General features: G+C 72.3%; 17 protein-coding genes. 7 read left to right on the top strand and 10 right to left on the bottom strand.

The genetic code is table 11. From position 1 onward, the window contains the following. Nucleotides 1-7: 7 nt before the first annotated feature. From FHX52_RS13765 to FHX52_RS13785, 5 genes are all read left to right on the top strand, one after another. Complete coding sequence (locus tag FHX52_RS13765; RefSeq protein WP_141822916.1) at nt 8-1012, top strand: phosphotransferase family protein; 1005 nt, start codon at nt 8-10, stop codon at nt 1010-1012. Then, entirely contained in the window at nt 1009-2373 is a 1365-nt protein-coding gene (locus FHX52_RS13770) for an O-antigen ligase family protein (protein WP_141822918.1), read from the top strand. The genes FHX52_RS13765 and FHX52_RS13770 overlap by 4 nt, the downstream gene beginning before the upstream one ends. Beyond that, complete coding sequence (locus FHX52_RS13775; protein ID WP_185747284.1) at nt 2370-3635, top strand: oligosaccharide flippase family protein; 1266 nt, start codon at nt 2370-2372, stop codon at nt 3633-3635. The genes FHX52_RS13770 and FHX52_RS13775 overlap by 4 nt, the downstream gene beginning before the upstream one ends. A 7-nt stretch (nt 3636-3642) precedes the next feature. Then, on the top strand, nt 3643-4701 hold the full coding sequence (locus tag FHX52_RS13780) for a hypothetical protein (protein ID WP_141822923.1): 1059 nt from the start codon (nt 3643-3645) through the stop codon (nt 4699-4701). 62 nt (nt 4702-4763) lie between these two features. Next, nucleotides 4764-5426 carry a sugar transferase gene (locus FHX52_RS13785; protein WP_281288027.1) on the top strand — a complete coding sequence of 221 codons (663 nt, stop codon included), beginning with the start codon at nt 4764-4766 and terminating at the stop codon, nt 5424-5426. 56 nt (nt 5427-5482) lie between these two features. Here the strand turns inward: FHX52_RS13785 and FHX52_RS23890 are convergent, their stop codons facing one another. From FHX52_RS23890 to FHX52_RS13835, 10 genes are all read right to left on the bottom strand, one after another. Beyond that, nucleotides 5483-6010 (bottom strand): hypothetical protein, encoded by a 528-nt coding sequence (locus tag FHX52_RS23890; RefSeq protein ID WP_185747285.1) that lies wholly within the window; start codon nt 6008-6010, stop codon nt 5483-5485. A gap of 17 nt (nt 6011-6027) precedes the next feature. Next, a complete protein-coding gene (locus tag FHX52_RS13795; protein ID WP_141822929.1) occupies nt 6028-7464 on the bottom strand; it encodes a right-handed parallel beta-helix repeat-containing protein in 1437 nt (478 codons plus the stop codon). A gap of 172 nt (nt 7465-7636) precedes the next feature. Beyond that, nucleotides 7637-8260 (bottom strand): bacterial proteasome activator family protein, encoded by a 624-nt coding sequence (locus tag FHX52_RS13800; RefSeq protein WP_141822931.1) that lies wholly within the window; start codon nt 8258-8260, stop codon nt 7637-7639. 131 nt (nt 8261-8391) lie between these two features. Then, complete coding sequence (locus FHX52_RS13805) at nt 8392-11268, bottom strand: ABC transporter permease (RefSeq protein WP_141822933.1); 2877 nt, start codon at nt 11266-11268, stop codon at nt 8392-8394. Between the two features lies 1 nt (nt 11269). Continuing rightward, the gene (locus tag FHX52_RS13810; protein ID WP_141822935.1) at nt 11270-12007 is read right to left on the bottom strand and encodes an ABC transporter ATP-binding protein; all 738 of its coding nucleotides are present in this window, start codon (nt 12005-12007) and stop codon (nt 11270-11272) included. Beyond that, entirely contained in the window at nt 12004-12621 is a 618-nt protein-coding gene (locus FHX52_RS13815; RefSeq protein ID WP_141822936.1) for a PadR family transcriptional regulator, read from the bottom strand. The genes FHX52_RS13810 and FHX52_RS13815 overlap by 4 nt, the downstream gene beginning before the upstream one ends. Before the next feature lie 86 nt (nt 12622-12707). Further along, complete coding sequence (locus tag FHX52_RS13820) at nt 12708-13319, bottom strand: hypothetical protein (RefSeq protein ID WP_141822937.1); 612 nt, start codon at nt 13317-13319, stop codon at nt 12708-12710. Between the two features lie 214 nt (nt 13320-13533). Then, complete coding sequence (locus tag FHX52_RS13825) at nt 13534-14511, bottom strand: NAD(P)H-quinone oxidoreductase (RefSeq protein ID WP_141822938.1); 978 nt, start codon at nt 14509-14511, stop codon at nt 13534-13536. A 9-nt stretch (nt 14512-14520) separates the two neighbouring features. After that, on the bottom strand, nt 14521-15285 hold the full coding sequence (locus FHX52_RS13830; protein ID WP_185747286.1) for a Type 1 glutamine amidotransferase-like domain-containing protein: 765 nt from the start codon (nt 15283-15285) through the stop codon (nt 14521-14523). A gap of 69 nt (nt 15286-15354) precedes the next feature. Continuing rightward, complete coding sequence (locus tag FHX52_RS13835) at nt 15355-16122, bottom strand: IclR family transcriptional regulator (RefSeq protein ID WP_141822940.1); 768 nt, start codon at nt 16120-16122, stop codon at nt 15355-15357. A 102-nt stretch (nt 16123-16224) separates the two neighbouring features. Between FHX52_RS13835 and hutH the strand changes: the two genes are divergently transcribed. Together hutH and hutU are read left to right on the top strand one after the other, a co-directional pair. Next, a complete protein-coding gene (gene hutH / locus FHX52_RS13840; RefSeq protein WP_141822941.1) occupies nt 16225-17796 on the top strand; it encodes a histidine ammonia-lyase in 1572 nt (523 codons plus the stop codon). Nucleotides 17797-17983: 187 nt separating this feature from the next. Beyond that, nucleotides 17984-19639 (top strand): urocanate hydratase, encoded by a 1656-nt coding sequence (hutU, locus tag FHX52_RS13845; protein ID WP_141822942.1) that lies wholly within the window; start codon nt 17984-17986, stop codon nt 19637-19639. Nucleotides 19640-19735: the final 96 nt, after the last annotated feature.

Consider the following 19735-nt stretch of genomic DNA (forward strand, 5'->3'; position numbering starts at 1 on the left):
GAGCGCGGTGAGCGCCGCACGCGGGGCTCAGTCCCTGCCGTCCCTCGTCGAGCGCATCGTGGCGGAGCACCTGCCGGGCGTGCCCGTGCGACTCGCGCTCGTGTCGCTCTCCCGCGACCCCAACCCCAAGACCGTCCTGCTGGCTCTGCCGGTACCCGGCGAAGCACCTGCTCTCGCCGTCAAGGTGGGCTTCACGGACACGGCGCGTCACGCGGTGCGAGCCGAGGCGCGCGCTCTCCTCGACCTGGAGCAGCTGGACCCCGACCGCCTCGGCGCAACCGTCCCGCAGTGCATGCAGCTGCGAGAGGAGCCCGGACTGACGGCGCTCGTGACCACGGCGGCGGCTGGCCGACCGATGGCCACCGACTACCACCTGTGGGGTCACACCTCGCGGTGTCGCAGCGTGGAGCGGGACTTCGCCGCCGCGGGATCCTGGCTGACGGGCCTGGCGCGGATTCGCGGTGACTCCTCGCCGGTGACGGCACCGGTGGGCCAGCAGCTGGTGCAGAGGTGGCCGGACGACGAGGTGGCGGCGAAGGCCTGCGCCGCGTGCGCTGACGTGGAGGACCGGCTGTCCGGGCTGGGCCACCGGTCCGACGGGGTCACGCACGGGGACTTCTGGGCCGGCAACCTCCTCCGAGACCCGCAGCTCGTGTCCGGCGTCGTCGACTGGGAGAGAGCGCATTTCGGGGCTGACCCCCTGTGGGACCGGGTGCGCTTCGCCCTGGCCTATACCCTCTACCTCGACCGTCACACGCCGCGCGGGCGAGCGGTGCGCGGCCACGGCGGGTTGCGCGCCGGCCGGCCGGGGGAGCCGGTGCGCTACCTGCTGCGCTCGTCAGGGTGGTATGCCGCGTGCGTGGCCGACTTCGTCGCGGGCGGGCTGCCACCCCGGGGCAGGACGGCCTGGCGAGAAGCGGTGCTCGTCGGGCTCGCGCAGATCGCCGCGGAGAGCGACGAGCCGGCTTTCGCCCGACTGCACGTCGAGCTGCTCGCGGAGCTGGCCCCATGAGCCCAGAGGTTCGGGGCGCCGCCCAGGTGGCTCCACCGTCGCTGCGGTGGGCGTTCGGTCTGTCCGTCTGCCTGCTGCCGGTGCTCATCCCGTCCGGCCCGGCGAACACCTCACCGGTGGACGTCTCGATCGCGGTGACCATCCTCATGGCCCTGCTCTGGCTCTCGCACGTGCGCGCGCGGATCCGCGTGCCCTACCTCACCGGAGTCTGGATCCTCGTCAGCGCGGGTGCGGTCGCCGCCCTCCTGCGGGCGCAACCGGTGGCCACGCTCGCGCTGGTGCAGGACGTCTTCCTGCTCGCGTGGGCGGCGGTGCTCGCGTCGTGCATCGCCGCAGACCGGACTCTCGTGGACACGGTGTGCCGGGCGTGGTGCTGGACCGCCGTGTGCTGGGCCGGTGCGATCGTCGTCGGCCGGTTCCTCGGACTGGCATGGCTCGCGGGCACCAGCACCGCCGACGGCTCGAGGGCCTCGCTCACCTTCGGGGACCCTAATCTCGCGGGCAGCTACTACGTGGTCTGCATCTTCATCGTGCTGGCGTCGCGGCATCCTCGGCGCCCCGCTAGTCGGGCGGCGGCCGTTGGGCTGCTCGTCCTGGCGGTCGCCTGCACCGGCTCCAACGGTGCGCTGCTCTCCCTGGCCATCGGTGGAGGCGTGAGCCTCGTGCTGGCCCAGGCAAGCCGTCGCTCGGGGGCGATGGCGGTGATCGGGGTCGCCTGCCTGCTCACCCTCGGGACCGCAGCCGCGAGCAGCCTCGTCGACGTGACCGCCCTCCGAGAGCAGGCCGCGGCGTCCGGAGCACTCCTGCGCGACTCGGTGGGTCGTAGTGACGAGTCGAGCCGGGAGCGCGAGGTCCTGGTCTCCGAGGGCATGCGCGTCTACGTCCAGGGCGACCCGATCGGCGTGGGGCCCGGCCTGACGAAGCAGGCCCTCGCCCAGGCGTCCGCGCCCTACGTCAAGGAGGCACACGACGACTACGTCGCGACGCTCGTCGAGCGCGGGGCACTGGGTGGCTTCGGCCTCGTCGTCCTGCTCACCTCGGTGGCGGTTCGCCTGGGCGGGCTGGTCCGACGACGGCCGGGCGGAGACAGTGCCACAGACGCAAGCGGCACGACGAGGTCGGCCCGCTCCACCACGGCGGATCGGGCGGGGAGGCCGGGTGCGATGCTCACCCACTACCTCGTCGGCCTGGGCGTCGCCCTCGTCGCGTCCGGCACCTTCTATGAGGTGTTGCACTTCCGCCACGTGTGGGCCTACCTGGGCCTCGTCGCCGGGCTGCACCTGCTCGCGACCGACCCGGTCGCGGTCCGGGGTGGTCGGGGAGCCCTCCCTGAGGAGGCGGCCGCATGCTCCAGCGCGTGAGGCGAGCCCCCTTGACCCGACGGATCCCCGGTCGATCGGTCCTGGGAAACCTCGGGGCCCGGGTCGTGGCAGTGCTCGCGCTGGCCGGCGCCACCGTGCTCGTGGCCCGGCTGGGCGGTGCCGAGGACGTCGGGATCCTGGCCCTGCTGCGCGTGTTGCCGGGGCTGTTCGGGGTCCTGGCTGCCTGCGGACTGCCGGGAGCCACCGGCTACTTCCTCGCTGGGCCCGACTCCAGGGCGGAGCGGCTCTGGCCCACGATCCGGGCGGTCATGGTGCTCGGTGCAGCGGGGGGCACCACCGCCTGGCTGCTGCTCTCGCCCGTGATCGCTTCCCTCCTGCTGCCGGGGGCCTCGCCCCTCGTCCTCGCGTTGGCGGGACTGACGGTGGCGACGCAGCTGCCCGTGGCCGTCTCGAAGTCGAGCCTGCAGGCCCTCGATGACCGGTCAGGGTCCAACATCGTGACCGCGGCCGAGGAGCTCGCGTTCGTGCCGGCATACCTGCTGGCGCAGCTCGCGGGCCTGACGGGTGGGCTGGGACTGGTGACGAGCCTTCTCGCGGCCGACGTGGCTGTGGCCACGTGGGGCTGGATTCGGCTGCGGCACAGAGCAGTCCAACTGGGGATCGTGATGCACGGGCGGCCCGATCGGGTGCTGGCGCGGCGCATCGTGTCGTTCGGTCTGCGGGGCCAGGTGGGCGGGATCGTCGGGCTGCTCAACCTCCGTCTCGACTTCATCCTCCTCGGCGCCATGGCCGGACCCGCTGCGTTGGGGGTGTATGCCGTCGCATCGAAGTTCGCGGAGCTCGTGCGACTCCCCGCGCTGGCCGTGACTTGGGTGACCTATCCGGCGGTGGCGAGACAGGGGCCTGCTCGTGCGGCCGCCGAGGCGCGCCGACAGCTGCCGGTCCTGTTGGCGGTCGGTGTCGTCGGGGCGGGCGTCATCGCCCTCGTCGTTGGACCCCTACTGCCGCTCATCTATGGCCCGGCGTTCGAGGCAGCCGTCGCGCCCACGCGCATCATCGTCTGCGGTCTGGTGGCCGCCCCGGCGGGTGGTCTTGCCAGCGGCTTCCTCCTCGGCACCCGGCGGCCGGGCACCAACTCCCTCCTGCTCGGTGCCGGCCTCGTCGTCACCGTGACGCTGGATGCCCTCCTGATCCCGAGGCTGGGGGTGACGGGGGCCGCCGTCGCGAGCGCAGCCGCCTACCTGACCACGGACGTCTCGCTGCTCGTGGTGCTGGGCCGCGCACTGGCGGGGGCGCGGTGACTCACCGATGAGCAGGCGACGCGGGACTCCCGGGACGACGGTCCTGGCCTGCCTGCTGTGCGCCCTGCTCTCCGTGACCCTCGCAGCGTGCACGGTGCAGGCCGGGGCCACGGGGGCCGACGGTCCGGTGTCTCACGCCGGCGCGTCAGACGATCCTTCGCAGCCGGGAGTCGCTGCGCCCAAGTACGTCGCTCTGGCCACCCGGCTCGCGCAGCACGGCGTCGGCGTCTGGGTGGAGACGGACCTCGTCGCGGCGTCGCAGGCGGGGGAGCCGGCATACCGGCGTGCCCTGTCCATCACGCTTGACCTGGCGCGACGTCCCGGCGTGCGCGGCATCAAGATCGCCGACGAGCTCGGATACCACGACGGCACCGACACCAGCTCTGCGCTGGCCCTGCTGCGACGGGCGCGCACCGACATCCGAGCGGCTCTCCCGGATGCCAGCGTGCTCGTCGACGTCGTCGTGCCCGAGCTCGGCTGCCTCGGGTGGACGAAGGTCGCGACCCACGTGCAGCACGAGTGCAGCGACGCCGCTCGGGCCGGCGACCCCGGCGCCAGCCTCGGCGCGGTCGACCGCTACGTCGCCTCCGGCGCCATCGACGTGCTCGACCTCAGCGCCGGGTTGAGAGATGAGAGCTGGTATGCCGCCCAGGGGACGACGCGGGATGACGCCATGCGAGCCGCGTGGCGAGAAGCAGTGCGTCGGTGGGGGAGCCGGGTGCGCCTCCAGGCGCGCAAGGCGCTCGCCCATCCGGGCAGCTACACGCTCACGCCGGCCGAGGCGGAGGCCGACGTGCACACGTTCGTCGACATCCCCCTGAGCGAGGGCGCTGCAGCCGTCGACATCTGGACGTGGGCTCAGCGCTACCACGGCGTCGTGGTGCACCTCACCGATCCGGGCGGGGTCGACAACGCGCTGACCCGCGCCCTTGAAGAACGCAGGAAGAAGGGAGCACAGCTGTGGACCCACATGTCGCCCTCCACGCTCCAGGTGGACCTCGACCACGACGTCGCGGCGGCGTCGCGCCTCTTCGACGCAGTGCTCGTCGCAGCCGGCACCGGGTGAGTGGCCGCAGCCGCGCCGCCACCCTCGGAGGCAGGGAGGTGGTGGCCAGCCGGACGCCCGGCGTGCCCCTGTCCAGGGGCAGAAGGGCCCTCGACATCACCCTGGCAGGGGTGGGACTCGTGGTGTCGGCACCCGTGCTGGCAGTCGCGGCCGTGCTCGTCCGCGCTGGCAGCCCAGGGCCGGTGCTCTTCCGCCAGCAGCGCATGGGCGCGGGGGAGCGGCCGTTCACGATTCTCAAGCTGCGGACCATGGTCGTCGACGCCGCGGGTCCGGGCATCACCCTGGCGGATGACCCACGCGTCACGCGCGTGGGAGACGTCCTCCGGCGGACGTCGATCGACGAGCTCCCTCAGCTGGTCAACATCCTGCGCGGAGACATGACCCTCGTCGGGCCTCGACCCGAGACGGTGTCGCTGGCGGTGCGCTACCCCGCGTCGAGTCGGTGGGTGCTGCAACACACTCCCGGCCTCACCGGGCCGGTCCAGGTGCGGATGCGTGACGCGACGCCGACCTGCGCACGGGTACCGGAGACGGGGGCCGAGGCTGCGGAGGTCGAGGCCCTGACCGAGCGCTGGTACCTCGAGGAGGTTGTGCCGAGGCGGGTCGTGGTCGACGAGGAGTTCCTGGCCGACCCCAGCCTGCGGCGGACGGTGGCCGTCCTCGCGGAGACCGTCAGGTACCTGGTGCGGCCGCACCCCCGCTCGGTGGCACCGTCGACGCGCTGAGGGCGCTCTCCATCACCTGACGTAGGGCGGGCCATCGGCCAGGCCGGACGAAGCGGTCAGCCGGCCCGACCGGTGCACCACCGGCGCAGGCCTGCCGCATCGCCCCGCAGGGCGAGCGCGGTGTCGCGCTGACGCTCGAGGTCTCCCGTGCGGAGACCCACCTCGTGGGCAGCGGCGTCGTCGGCGGCATTCTGGAGCAGCTCGCGCAGATCAGGTGATGTCGTCGCCACGGCGAGCGCACCGGCCCTCGAGCGCAGGGCAGCAAGCGACGTCATCGCCCCACCCCCAGCCCCACCCCCGGCAGCCACGCCTCTGGGGGAGGAGGGCGCGACAGCGGGGGTGGGAAGCGCGGTCAAGGCCGAGGCGAGAGCCAGAGAGGCGTCGCACTCCCGGATGAGGTTCGCCCGTGCGGAGGAGCTGCCGGCGGGGGAGCTGGCTGCGGCAGCGCCGGCGCGGCCCGTCCAGAGCTGCCCGTGGGCGGACATCGTCACGGCCAGTGCGAGCGCTCCGGCCGCAACCGCCGACCCGATCACAGGCGCCCACCCGCGGTCACGCGACCGCGAGGCACGCGATGTCGAGGTCATCGTCTCGTCCCTCCTGCTCAGGGCTGGTACTCGAGCGCACCACGATCGTCGTAGGCGCGTGGGCCGAGCCCGGTGTCGGGGGTGGCCGGGTCATCGACCCGAGGAGCCCCGGTGGCATCCGCGGTCTGCTGACCGGGAGCGGCGGAGTTCGCCGAGTCGATCGCGGGTGAGCCGCTGCGAAGACGCAGGTCTCCCTGGTCTCGAGCCACGAAGAGCGGGTCCGCCTCGAGGCCGCTCGCCTCCGTGCCCGACGCCGCACGGAAGGTGGCCAAGGTCTTGTAGGAGGTCGTGCCCCAGACGGCCTGCGTCTCACCGATCGCGCTGACCCACAGCAGGTCGGAGTCGAGGGAGGTCCCCGTCTGCGACGTGGCATCGACGCGCACGTTGCCCCGGGTGCGTGGGCACTTCACCGTGCCGCCGGCGCCGTCGGGGCAGGCCACGGCGTTGTCGACCGCGACGTTGTTCGCCAGTGCGATGCCGGTGGGGGTGCCGGCCGTCACGCCCTCGACGTTGATGCCGGCCGCCACGTTGTCCACGACGGTGTTGCCCACGACGGTGCTGCCCGTGACCCCGTAGTTGTCGATGCCGTGGTCGCCGGTGATGCAGCCGTCCACCGCACCCCTGGGTGGGTGGTTGCAGTTGGTCAGCTGCACCGACGTGAAGCCCTTGTTGTGGTAGACGACGTTGTCGACGACGGTGTTGCTGTCGCCCCCCGGGTAGAGCTGGATGCCCGAGTCCTCGTTGTCGTGAATCCTGTTGTCCTTGATGAGGTTCGGCCCCGACCGCAGGTCGATTCCCACGGCGTTGCGCACGTAGCCGTAGGCGTTCCAGGACACCTCGTTGCCCGCGATCGTCACCGCGCTCGACGCGTTGGTGACGTAGATGCCAGAAGCGGAGTTGTCGGTCACGAGGTTGCCGACAACCGTGGAGCTCTTCATCGAGTTGAGATACATCCCGTACTGCGAGTACCCCTGCACGCGTGTGCCGGAGCTGCGGATGATGTTGCCCCTCAACGTGACTCCGGTCGCGTTGTAGACGTAGACCCCAGACCCCGTCGTGTCGTCGATCTCGAAGCCGGAGACGGAGATCCAGCTCTGGTTCGAGATGGTGAAGCCGTGCCGCGGGCCATCGATGACGACCCGAGCGCCGTCGGCCGGGCGAAAGACGATGGGGGCCGTCGGCGTGCCGGACCTCCACGGGGACACTTCGTCGACGTAGGTGCCGTCGGCGACGACGACGGTCTGGCCGGCGACGGCCACCTTGGCCGCCTTGGCGATGGTGCAGTAGGGCGCCGAGGCGGTCCCCGTGCCCGCATCGCTGCAGCCGGGGCCGCCGACGTAGAGGATCGACGCCGCGGCTGCAGCGCCTGCCGCGGAGAGGAGGGCAGGGGCGGTCAGCGCCACCATCGACGCCGCCGCAGACACGATGCGCGCACGAGCCCGGCTTCCTCGCATGGCGTACCCCCTTCCTGGAGCCAGGTCTCGAGAATGCCCGGGGGGCGCGTGGAGGTCCACCGGCAACGGTAGGAGTGCTCCTACGCTTTCTGGGGGAGGTGCATCGTCCGCCACCGACTGGAAAGGATCCTCGTCGGGGACGTGTGGACAGACGCGTCAGGGGTGACGCGTCTCAGAGGTACTGCCCGGTGGGGCCGCCGGCCGGGCCGTCGCGGTCGTCGCCGTCGGGGTGCATGCCGGGCGGGGTGCCGTAGGAGGCGCCGGGGCCAGGCGGCAGGGCCCGCATCTGCTGGAGCTGTTGCTGCGCGGCCATCTGCTGGGCCACGAGCGCGGTCTGGATGCCGTGGAATAGCCCCTCGAGCCAGCCGACGAGCTGGGCCTGGGCGATGCGCAGCTCCGCGTCGCTCGGGGAGTCCTCGCCGAAGGGGAGCGCGATGCGGTCGAGCTCGTCGACGAGCTCGGGGGCGAGGCCGTCCTTGAGCTCCTCGAGCGACCGGTGGTGGATGTCGGCCAGCCGACGCCGCCCCGCCTCGTCGAGCGGCGCGTTGCGCACTTCCTCGAGGAGCTGCTTGATCATCGAGCCGATGCGCATGACCTTCGCAGGCTCCTCGACGAGGTCGGCGGGGTTCGTGCGCTCGCGTTCGCGGTCGCGCTCGTGAGACCGGCCCTCCGCGTGCGGCGAGTCCTCGGGCGACGAGACCCCCATCCCCTCCGGAGTGACGATGACGACGCGCGCCTCGTCGCGCTGTGCGTCGGAGTCGGTGCCCTGGCCGTGTCGGCTCGCGTCGTCGCTCATGCGCCCATCCTGCCGCACCCGCTGGGTCAACGGGTCGGGGCCCGCGCGTCCCCCGTCAGGTCGCACGGGCCCCGAGATCATGGGGTATGCCGCGTGCTGAGTCACGTTGAGTCAGCTGGAGTCACGTGCGGTCAGGTGGCCCGGCGCACCACCACGGGAGCGCGGCGGATCGAGACCCAGGCGAGCGCACCGGCCACGAGCGGCACGAGCAGCACCGGGGCCAGGATCTGGAGCCATGGAACCGGGATGTTCTCGGGCTGGATGGGAACTCCGTCCTCGGTGACCCTGGTGAGCACGACACGGGCCAGCCCGAAACCGGGCGCCAGGCCCACGAGGAGGCCGATCACAGCACCGAGCATCCCCAGGTAGAGCGCCTGCGAGCCAGCAAGCGCCCGCCTGGTCCGCTTCGTCGCGCCCACTGCTGCGAGGGTGCCGAGCAGGGGAGCGTTCTCGGTCTGGCTCAGGGCGGTCGCGATGAGGGTCGCGACGAGGATGATGAGGCCGATGACGCCGAAGATGACGACGAGGGCAAGCGTGTCGTCACGCTGGTAGCCGCGTTCGACGATGAAGGTCGCGTCCCGCTGGCTCGCGATGACGGCGTCGCCCAGCCGCGCCTCGAGGTCGGTCGAGATGCCGCCGTCGGCCCGAGCAATGAGACCGGACGGGGACACCGGCAGCCCGAGCCGGATCGCGCTGTCGGTCGTGATGATGCCGGCGGGGCTGCCGTTGTAGATGAGGACGAGGCGGTTCCAGCGGTCACGGGGAACGTGGATGACCGGGAGCCGGAGGGTCCGCACGTCCGACGCGCGAGGCGGCGCGGTCGTGTCGGACTCACCCGGCCGCTGCCGCCAGAGCGCGAAGGTCGCGACGCCCCGGTCCTCGTCGATGGTCACCGGGCGCAAGGACTCGATGTCCCGCAGCAGGTGCCCGGTGGGGCCCGGCAGGGGGAGCTGGGCCACGTCGAGTGGGTCGACGACGGCGACTGCCCCGCGGCTCATCGCAGCGCGCTGCTCCTCGGTGAGACCGACGAAGTGCGTCAGCTGGTCGAGGTCGACTGCCTGGATGCTCGTGCCCGAGAAGTTGCGCGCGAAGCTCGCCGCTGTCGAGCACCGGGTGTCGGGCTCGGTCGCCACGTCGCCACCCACCGGCCCCGGCACGACGTCCGGCAGGGCGCAGCCAGGACGCATGGCGGCGAGCATGGCGGCCCCCTGCTGCTGGGTGTAGTCGACGAGGTCGTTGATGACGAGCGTGTGGACGCCGGGGGCGCTGCTCTCGACGGTGCGGGCGAGCTCCGGGAGGCGCTGGGGTGAGGTGGTGCCCTGGATGACGGCCTGCCCCTCCCTCACGACCGGGACGTGGTCGCGGGCCTGGCGCACCGTGTCGGCCTCGAGGCCGATGCAGACGACGGTGAGCGCCGAGGCGCCGGCCATGATGGCGGCGACCGTCGGAGTCGCGCGGCCGCGTTGCCGGCCCGCCTCGCGAGCGGCCATCCGCACGGGCAGCGGGAGACGGTGGGCCGTCCTCGCGACGAGAGCGAGGACGAGCGGGACCGTGAGCAGCGATCCGACCACGATCGCCACGGATCCGCCGAGGAAGAGGACGAACTCGTAGTCGGGTCGGGTGAACGCAGCCCAGGTGACCGTCGCTGCTCCCGCCAGCGCGACGAGGACGCCGACCAAGGGCACCCTGCGCCGCAACGGTGACGAGACGCTCTGGCCACGGAGGACGGAGACGACGTCGAGCCGTCCCAACCCCCGGCTCGGGATGACGGCGGCGACGACCGAGCTGATGATGGCCGCCGCGGCGACCAGACCGACGGCCGCCCACGGCACCTGGAGTGGTCCGTAGAGCAGGTCGGGGCGGACCATCCGGGTGATCGCCACGGCGCCCACCCCTCCGGTCACGCCCAGGAGGGCGCCGACGACGGCCGAGAGAACACCGAGCACCAGCGCCTGCGCGAGCACGGTGCGACGCAGCTGCCCGGCGGTCGCGCCGTTGGACGCCGCGAGCGCGAGGGTGCGCCGCTGACGAGCGGCGCTCACCGCGAAGGCGGGGCCCGCGAGCAGCGTCGTCAGGAGCACCAGCCCGAGCGATGCCACGGAGACGACGAGCAGCGTCGTGCTGGGGCCGCCCTCGCCTTCCTGCTGCCGGGTTACCGTCTCGGGGTGCTCGGCGACGTACCTGCTGAAGACGCCGATGCCGTAGGTGTTGAGGCGTTCGACCTCGCCCCACGTGATGGGGGTGCCCCGGTCGACGAGCCACTGTCGCTGGGAGGCGTCGGACGTCAGCGGCGTCGTGACGAGGTCGGTCGGCTGGAAGTACTGGCTGCCCTGCGTGTCGTAGCCACGACCGACGCCGACGACGGTCGCGGCGGTCTCCGGGGTCTCGCCGGTCGGGTCGAGCAGGCCCAGACCGATCGTCCCGGAGGCGGGGAGACCGTGCTCGAGTCCCTGGACGGTCACGAGCACCTCGCCCGGACCCGTGGGCCAGCGACCCGCCTCGAGGCTCACCCTGGGCGCGAGTGCCTCGGGGTGCGCGAGCTCCACCCCGAGGACCGAGCCCGACTGGTAGTGGTCGCCGACGCGGAGGGTGGCGGGCGTGGTTGTCACCTCGGTGAGCCGCGCCCCGAGCAGCCGCGCGAGTGACGCCTTCTCGTCACCCTTCGTGAGCCCGGGTACGGGGCTCGACGCGGGAGGCTCGCCGTCCCAGCTCGTCTGGGACATCGGGTCGAGCAGCTGGCGCAGCTGTGTGGACTGGGGTTCGAGGACGAAGCCTTGGCTGGATCCGAGCTGGAAGGGAAGGCGTTCGGACGCGTCGAGGTCGTCGGTGAACCACAGCGTTGTCGCGGCGGTGAGGAGCAGGACGGGTAGGCCGACCATGATGACGATGAGCAGGCTGCGGCCGCGGTGGCGGCGGACGTCACGGCGCGCCATCCGCAGCGACACGCGCCAGCCGGCGCGCCACTGGTCGAAACGTGACGTCCGTGGCGTGGAGTTCGCGCCGGCCACGTCAGCGGGCCTCTGTAAGAAGCGAGTCCGCGGTCGGGGCCGCGCCGGTCTCGTCGACGATGACACCGTCGCGGAGGAAGACGACCCGGTCGGCCCAGGCCGCGTGCCGGGCCTCGTGCGTGACGAGCAGGCCCGCCGCCCCCGCGTCGCAGCGCTGGCGCAGGATCTTGAGCACGCCCTCGCCCGTGTGCGAGTCGAGGGCACCCGTGGGCTCGTCGGCGAGGACGAGCGTGCGCTCGCCGACGAGGGCCCTCGCGATGGCGACGCGCTGTTGCTGACCTCCCGACATCTGGTCGGGGTAGCGGTCGGCGAGCTCGCGCAGCCTCAGCTGGTCGAGAGCGTCGAGCGCCTGGGACCGGGCCCGCCGCACCGACCAGCCGTCGAGCTCGAGCGGCAGGCCGATGTTCTCGGCGGCGGTCAGACTCGGGATGAGGTTGAGGTCCTGGAAGACGAAGCCGATCGAGCGCCGCCGCAGCGCGGCCAGCCCCTTGGCGTCGAGCGCCGAGACGTCGACCCCGTCGACGACGACGCGCCCGCTCGTCGCCCGGTCGAGGCCACCGGAGAGGTTGAGCAGGCTCGACTTGCCCGAGCCGGACGGGCCCATGACGGCCACGAGCTCACCCCGCGCGACGGACAGGGACACGTGGCTGAGGGCCACGACCTCGGTCTCGCCCGAGCCGTGGACCCGGGAGACGTCGTCCAGGACGAGCACCGGACCGGACGCCGAGGAGGTGCTCACGAGCGGCCACCCTTCGACGCGGCCCGCGCCCGGGGGGCGTCGTGCTCGGCCGCAGCCCCCACCGCGCCCGTGCTGCGGAGCGCGGCTGCCGGCATACGGCTCAGGGTGGACTCGACGTGGTCGAGCCAGCGGACCTCGGCCTCGGCGGCGAAGAGGAGGTTCTCGAGGACGAGCAGCCAGGCGAGGTCGCGGGCGTCGGGCTCGTCGCTCGCCCGGCTCTTGAGCCGGGTCAGGTCACGCAGGTGCTTCAGCGTGGCCGTGCGCTGGGTCTGGACGACGCGCGGGACGTCGACGCCGGGAGACGTGACGGCGAGGGCGAGCTTGATGACGAGCTCGTCGCGGGGCGTCGAGTCGCGGTCGACCGGGGTGAGCCACCACGACTCGATCTCGGACCGTCCGGCCGCGGTGAGGCGATAGGCGATGCGGCCCTCGTCGTCGCTGCCCCCGACCGGCTCGACGAGGCCGTCGCGCTCGAGACGGGCCAGGGTCGTGTAGACCTGCCCGACGTTGAGCGGCCACGTGCCGCCGGTGCGTGCCTCGAACTCGCTGCGCAGCCGGGCGCCGTACATCGGCTCCTCGGCCAGCAGTGCGAGCAACCCCTGCTTGACGGACATCCTCGAACCCCCCACATGCTCGGTATTCCCTCAGGTGGGGATATGTATACCGAGTATGTTGGGGGTCGGCAAGAGGGGCGCGCCGGTCAGTGAGCGCCCGCCGTGGCGAACCACGGGTGGTGGAGGTCGTGGTAGCTGACGTCGCTCATGAGGGCGTTCATCTGCTCGATCTCCTGCTGCCCCTCGGGAGGCGGGGTCTTCTGCTCGCCCTCGCGGGCCTGGGCCTCCGTGCGGAACGAGATCGTCTGGGTGAAGAAGCCGTCCGCATCGATGGCGACGGTGCCGCCGATGATCTCCGGCCGGGCCTCGTGGAGCATGTCCATCGGGCCCTCCATCATGTGCCGGAACTGCTCGGGGTCGCTGAGGCGACCCTGGATGACCTGGACGAAGCCGGCGTCGTCACTGCCGCCGTCCAGCATCAGCGTGACGTCGTCGCAGTCGTGGAAGCTGACGTCGCCGTCGAAGAGCCGCGCCATCCCCTCCCACCACAGGCCCTGCTCGGGCCTCATCGAGTTGGCCTCGGCCGAGGCCCGTGAGTCGAACCGGACGACACCGACGAACTCGTCGTCGTCCGTGACGCCGTAGGTCCCGCCGAGCCAGCCCGTCGCGCCCGGCTCGAGCTGCTCGCGCCACCGGTCCATCTGCCGGTGGAGTGCGTCGGCGTCGGTGCACCGACCCTGGATGACCTGGATGAACACCGTGAACCTCCCGTTGTCGTCGGGGGCCGCTTCTGCCGAAGTGGTCCATCGATCGACGGTACGCCGGTCGACCTCCCACGTCAGCGGACGAGTCCGACACGGCCGGATCGTCCCCTCGGGGAGCGCAGCGCCGGCCGGACGGCCTACGGGCGTGGTACGCGGAACGGGCCGGACGGCATACGGCAGCGGCGGGTGACTCAGCCACCCGGGGTGCTCAGGTGGTGAGGAGGATCTTGCCGATGTGGCCCGAGGCCTCCATCTCGCGGTGGGCCTCGGCGGCGTGCTCGAGCGGGTGGCGCGAGTGGATGACGGGGCGCACCTGGCCCGCCTCGATGAGCGGCCACACGTGCTCGCGGACCGCGGCGACGATGGCGGCCTTCTCCATCGGGGGACGCGACCGGAGCGAGGTCGCTATGACGGCGCCGCGCTTGGCGAGCAGCGTGCCGAGGTCGAGCTCGGCCTTGCGCCCACCCATGAGACCGATGGTCACGAGGCGGCCGCCGGGGGCGAGGAGGTCGACGTTGCGCGCGAGGTACTTCGCGCCCATGTTGTCGAGGATGACGTCGGCGCCGTGGCCGCCCGTCAGCTCACGCACCCGCGGGGCGAAGTCCTCGTCGCGGTAGTTGACGAGGAAGTCGGCGCCGAGCGACGCGCAGAAGTCGAGCTTCTCGCGGCTGCCGGCGGTGACGGCGACGCGGGCGCCGACGGCCTTGGCGAGCTGGATCGCCATCGTGCCGATGCCGGAGCTGCCACCGTGCACGAGGAGCACCTGGCCCGGCTGGATGTTGGCGACGAGGAAGACGTTGGACCACACCGTGGCCGCGACCTCCGGCAGGCCCGCCGCGTCGACGAGCGAGACGCCACGGGGCACGGGCAGCACCTGGCCGGCCGGAGCGACGACCCGCTCGGCGTAGCCACCGCCGTCGATGAGCGCGCACACCTCGTCGCCGGGCTGCCACTGCTGCACGTCGTCGCCGACGGCGATGACGCGGCCGCTCACCTCGAGTCCGGGATACTCCGACGCCCCGGGCGGGGGCGGGTAGTGGCCGAGCCGCTGCATGACGTCGGCACGGTTGACCCCTGCGGCCACGACGTCGATGAGCACCTCGCCGGCAGCGGGCTCGGGGGCAGGCACCTCGTCGAGCACGAGGGCGTCAGGGCCGCCCGGCTCCGGGATCGTGATCGCGCGCATGGGCCGACCCTATCGAGGCTGCGTGGCAGCGCCCTTCGTCGTCAGCGTCACCGCGCCGGAGTCTCCCCGGGTGGCCTGCCAGACACGGCCGGCTCCGTGGACGCGGCCGTCCGGGCCGAGCACCGTGTCCTCGTCGATGGCGATGCCATGGGGCGCGAGACCCCCCTCGACGACGGCGACGAGTCGCGAGACGTTGCCCCACTGGGCCGCGTGCACGTCGACGGCGCCCTCGACGAGGCCGATGCCCCGAACCACTGTGACGGGGTCGAGCTCCTCGTTGCTGTCCTCCGGGCAGACGGGCGCGCCGTCGATGCGCCAGCCGCCGATGACGGCGTGGCTGCCCGCGATCGCGGCGCCGGCCGAGAAGCCCGCGTAGGCCATCCCCTCCGCGACGCGCTCCTTGATGCGGCCGTATGCCGGCTCGAGCGACGCGTGGTACTCCGGCGTCGGGCCTCCTCCGACGAAGAGGCCGTCGACGTCGACCAGGCGCTCGACGACCGCCGGGTCGACCGGGGTTCCCTCCGGCACGCGCACGACCTCGAGGTCGTGACCGCCGACGAGCTCGAGCTTGTGGAGGTAGCGCTGGTGGTAGTCGAGCGACTCCTCGTCGGTGCCCATGAGGACGAGCAGGACGCGCGGTCGGGTTGATGGGACTGTGGCGGCGTCGGGGGCGGCGCCGACTGCCGCGGCCGCCGCGGCGGCGGTGATGAAGCCGCCGTAGATTTCCGGCGCGAGCTCGTCCGACCAGCCGCCGCCGATGAGGAAGACGTTCATGCCCGGCACCCTAGGAGACGGGCAATGCTGCTGTCGCGGGGAATTCGCCACCCTGGTGGGCATTCGGCGTCATGCGCGGGTGGCGGGGCTGAGCCGGCGCCCGATCTCGGTGGCCGTCGAGCGCACGCGTGCGACGAGCTCGGCGACGTGCTCCGGGGTCGCGTCGTCGGTGCGCAGCGTGACGGCGATGGCTGCGAGGGGCCGGCCCCCGCGGTCGATGACCGGGACGGCCACCGAGGAGAGGTCGGGGGTCACGGTGCCCACCTCGAGCGCGTGACCGGCGCTGCGCACCTGGGCGAGCATGCTGCGCAGCTCGGGCAGGCCGCGCGGGCCTGTGCCGTGGCGCTGCACGAAGCTGGCCCGGTCGGGATAGAGGGCGCGCACCTGGCTCGCCGGCAGGGCGGAGAGCATCGCGAGACCGCTCGCGGTGAGGTGGGCCGGCAGGCGCACCCCGACGTCGGTGACGAGCATCGGCTGGCCCGCCGCGCGCTCCTCGAGCAGGTAGATGACGTCACGTCCGTCGAGGGTTGCGAAGTGCGCGTTGCGGGCGCACTGGTCGACGAGCCGGCGCATCGCGGCCCGCGCGACGCGGGCGAGCGGCGCCTGGCGTTGGTAGGCCGAGCCCAGCTCGTAGGCCGCCTGTCCCAGACCGAAGCGACGCTCCTCGACGTAGTGGGTGACGTAGCCACGCGCGTGGAGAACCTTGAGCAGGTGGTAGACCGAGCTGCGCGGCAGTCCGAGGTCGCGGGCGATCGAGGCCGCCGGCACCGGCTCGGCGTGTCGCGACAGGTGTTCGAGCACGTCGAGCGCGTGGGCCGCAGCGGGCGCATTGGACATCTCGACCACTCCCATCGGCGTTGAGGGCTGACGTCTCGCATCTGAGACGATTGTGCTCCCTCACGGTGTCGCGCACCACCCCGGGGGCGGTTCCATGGAGACATGAACTCAACGCACCCCGTGACGCAGGGCCGGGCCACCGTGACGGTCGGCGTCGGACCGCTCGCCTTCGAGGAGATCATCGCCGTCGCCCGCCACGAGGCGGCTGTCGAGATCTCGGCGGAGGCGGAGGCGGAGATCGCCCGCAGCCGTGAGGTCGTCGAGGCGCTGGCCCACGACACCGTGCCCCACTACGGCGTCTCGACCGGCTTCGGCGCTCTTGCCACCCGCCACATCCCGACGCCGCTGCGCGCCCAGCTGCAGCGCTCGCTCGTGCGCTCCCACGCCGCTGGCACCGGGCCCGAGGTCGAGCGCGAGGTCGTGCGCGCGCTCATGCTGCTGCGCCTCTCGACCCTCGCAACCGGCCGCACCGGGGTGCGCCTCGAGACGGCCCGGGTGTATGCCGCGCTGCTCAGTTCCGGCATCACCCCCGTCGTGCACGAGTACGGCTCGCTCGGCTGCTCCGGCGACCTCGCGCCGCTGTCGCACTGCGCGCTGGCCGTCATGGGTGAAGGGCCGGTGCGTCTCGCCGATGGCACCCTCACCGACGCGGCAACTGCCATGCGCGACAACGGGATCGAGCCGGTCCAGCTCGCCGAGAAGGAGGGCCTTGCCCTCATCAACGGCACCGACGGCATGCTCGGCATGCTCGTGCTCGCCATCGACGACCTGCGCCACCTGCTCCGGGTCGCCGACATCTCCGCCGCGATGAGCGTCGAGGGTCTCATGGGCAGCGACGACGTCTTCGCCGCCGACCTGCAGGCGCTGCGCCCCCAGCCCGGCCAGGCGTCGTCCGCCGCCAACATCCGTAGCGTTCTCGCCGACTCGCCCATCCGCGCCTCGCACGACAACGACGAGGACACCCGGGTCCAGGACGCCTACTCGCTTCGCTGCGCCCCGCAGGTGCACGGCGGGGCCCGCGACACCGTCGACCACGCGGCCCGGGTCGCCGCGGCCGAGCTCGCCTCGGCCGTCGACAACCCCGTCGTCACCCTCGACGGCCGGGTCGAGTCCAACGGCAACTTCCACGGAGCGCCCGTCGCCTACGTGCTCGACTTCCTCGCGATCGTCGCCGCCGACGTCGCCTCGATGGCCGAGCGCCGCACCGACCGCTTCCTCGACAAGGCCCGCAACCACGGCCTGCCGCCCTTCCTCGCCGACGACCCCGGTGTCGACTCCGGCCTGATGATCGCGCAGTACACCCAGGCCGCGATGGTCTCGGAGCTGAAGCGCCTCGCGGTGCCGGCGTCGGTCGACTCGATCCCGAGCTCGGCCATGCAGGAGGACCACGTCTCGATGGGCTGGTCCGGTGCCCGCAAGCTGCGCCGGTCGGTCGACGCCCTCAGCCGGGTGCTCGCCATCGAGCTGCTGACGGCCGCACGCGGCATCCAGCTGCGCGCTCCGCTCGAGCCGGCGCCCGCGACGGCGGCCGTCATCACCGCGCTGGGCTCGCACACGAACGTGGCCCCCGGGCCCGACCGCTTCCTCGCCCCCGACATCGAGGGCGCCTGGCGGGCAGTGCAGGAGCGAGCCGTCGTCGCGGCGGCCGAGTCCGTCACCGGCCCCCTCAACTGACCCGTCGAGTGGCCACACCTGGTCGCCTCAACCACGTCGAGTGGCCACACCTGGTCGCCTCGACCACGTCGAGTGGCCACAGTTGGGCGGCACGAGATGGCCGCTCGACGACAAGGGGAGCGGGGCACGGCCAACCGGCCTCACGGCATACATCGTTGGAAAATGACTGAACGAGAAGGGAACTGACATGGAAGGTGCACGACCCGTCCGCGCGGCTCGCGGCACGCAGCTGACCGCGCAGTCGTGGGCCACCGAGGCCCCGCTGCGGATGCTGATGAACAACCTCGACCCCGAGAACGCCGAGCGGCCCGACGACCTCGTCGTCTACGGCGGCACGGGCCGGGCGGCGCGCGACTGGAAGTCGTTCGACGCCATGGTGCGCACCCTCACCACGCTCAAGCAGGACGAGACGATGCTCGTCCAGAGCGGCCGTCCCGTCGGCGTCATGCAGACGCATGAGTGGGCGCCGCGCGTGCTCATCGCCAACTCCAACCTCGTCGGCGACTGGGCGACGTGGCCCGAGTTCCGCCGGCTCGAGCACATGGGGCTGACGATGTACGGCCAGATGACGGCCGGCTCGTGGATCTACATCGGCACCCAGGGCATCGTCCAGGGCACCTACGAGACCTTCGCTGCCGTCGCCGAGAAGCGCTTCAACGGCACGCTCGCCGGCACGCTGACCCTCACCGGTGGCTGCGGTGGCATGGGCGGCGCCCAGCCGCTCGCCGTGACGATGAACGACGGCGCCTGCCTCATCGTCGACGTCGACCCGGCTCGCCTCCACCGGCGTGTCGAGCACCGCTACCTCGACGAGGTCGCGAAGGACCTCGACGACGCGATCGACAAGGCGCTCGCCGCCAAGCGCGAGCGTCGCGGTTGGTCGGTCGGTGTCGTCGGCAACGCGGCCGAGATCTTCCCCGAGCTCCTGCGTCGCGGCGTCGAGATCGACATCGTCACCGACCAGACGTCGGCCCACGACCCGCTCAGCTACCTGCCCGAGGGCGTCGCGCTCGAGGACTGGGCCGACTACGCCGAGAAGAAGCCCGAGGACTTCACCGACCGCGCCCGCGCCTCGATGGCCAAGCACGTCAAGGCGATGGTCGAGTTCCAGGACGCCGGCGCCGAGGTCTTCGACTACGGCAACTCGATCCGCGACGAGGCCCGTCAGGGCGGTTACGACCGCGCCTTCGAGTTCCCCGGCTTCGTGCCGGCCTACATCCGCCCGCTCTTCTGCGAGGGCAAGGGTCCGTTCCGCTGGGCCGCCCTCTCGGGCGACCCGCGCGACATCGCGGCGACCGACAAGGCCGTGCTCGAGCTCTTCCCCGACAACGACCGCCTGCACAAGTGGATCCGCGGCGCGCAGGACCGGATCGCCTTCCAGGGCTTGCCTGCTCGCATCTGCTGGCTCGGCTATGGCGAGCGTGACAAGGCCGGCCTGAAGTTCAACGAGATGGTGCGCACGGGCGAGCTGTCGGCGCCGATCGTCATCGGCCGCGACCACCTCGACAGCGGCTCCGTCGCGAGCCCCTACCGCGAGACCGAGGCCATGGCCGACGGCTCCGACGCGATCGCCGACTGGCCGCTGCTCAACGCGCTCGTCAACACGAGCTCGGGCGCGAGCTGGGTCTCGATCCACCACGGTGGTGGTGTCGGCATCGGCCGCAGCCTCCACGCCGGCCAGGTCTCCCTCGCGGACGGCACCGACCTCGCGGCGCAGAAGCTCGCGCGCGTGCTCACCAACGACCCCGGCATGGGCGTCATCCGGCACGTGGACGCCGGCTACGACATCGCCGACCGCGTCGCGCACGAGCGTGGAGTCCGCATCCCGATGCAGGAGGGCTGAGAGGCCGTATGCAGTCCGCCACCCTCACGCTCCCCGGTTCGATGTGTCTCCGCGGCCTCTGCGCCGTGCCGGTACATCGAACCAGGGGTGTGCGGG

The organism is Humibacillus xanthopallidus, assembly GCF_006717145.1.
GTDB classification, from domain to species: Bacteria; Actinomycetota; Actinomycetes; order Actinomycetales; family Dermatophilaceae; genus Humibacillus; species Humibacillus xanthopallidus.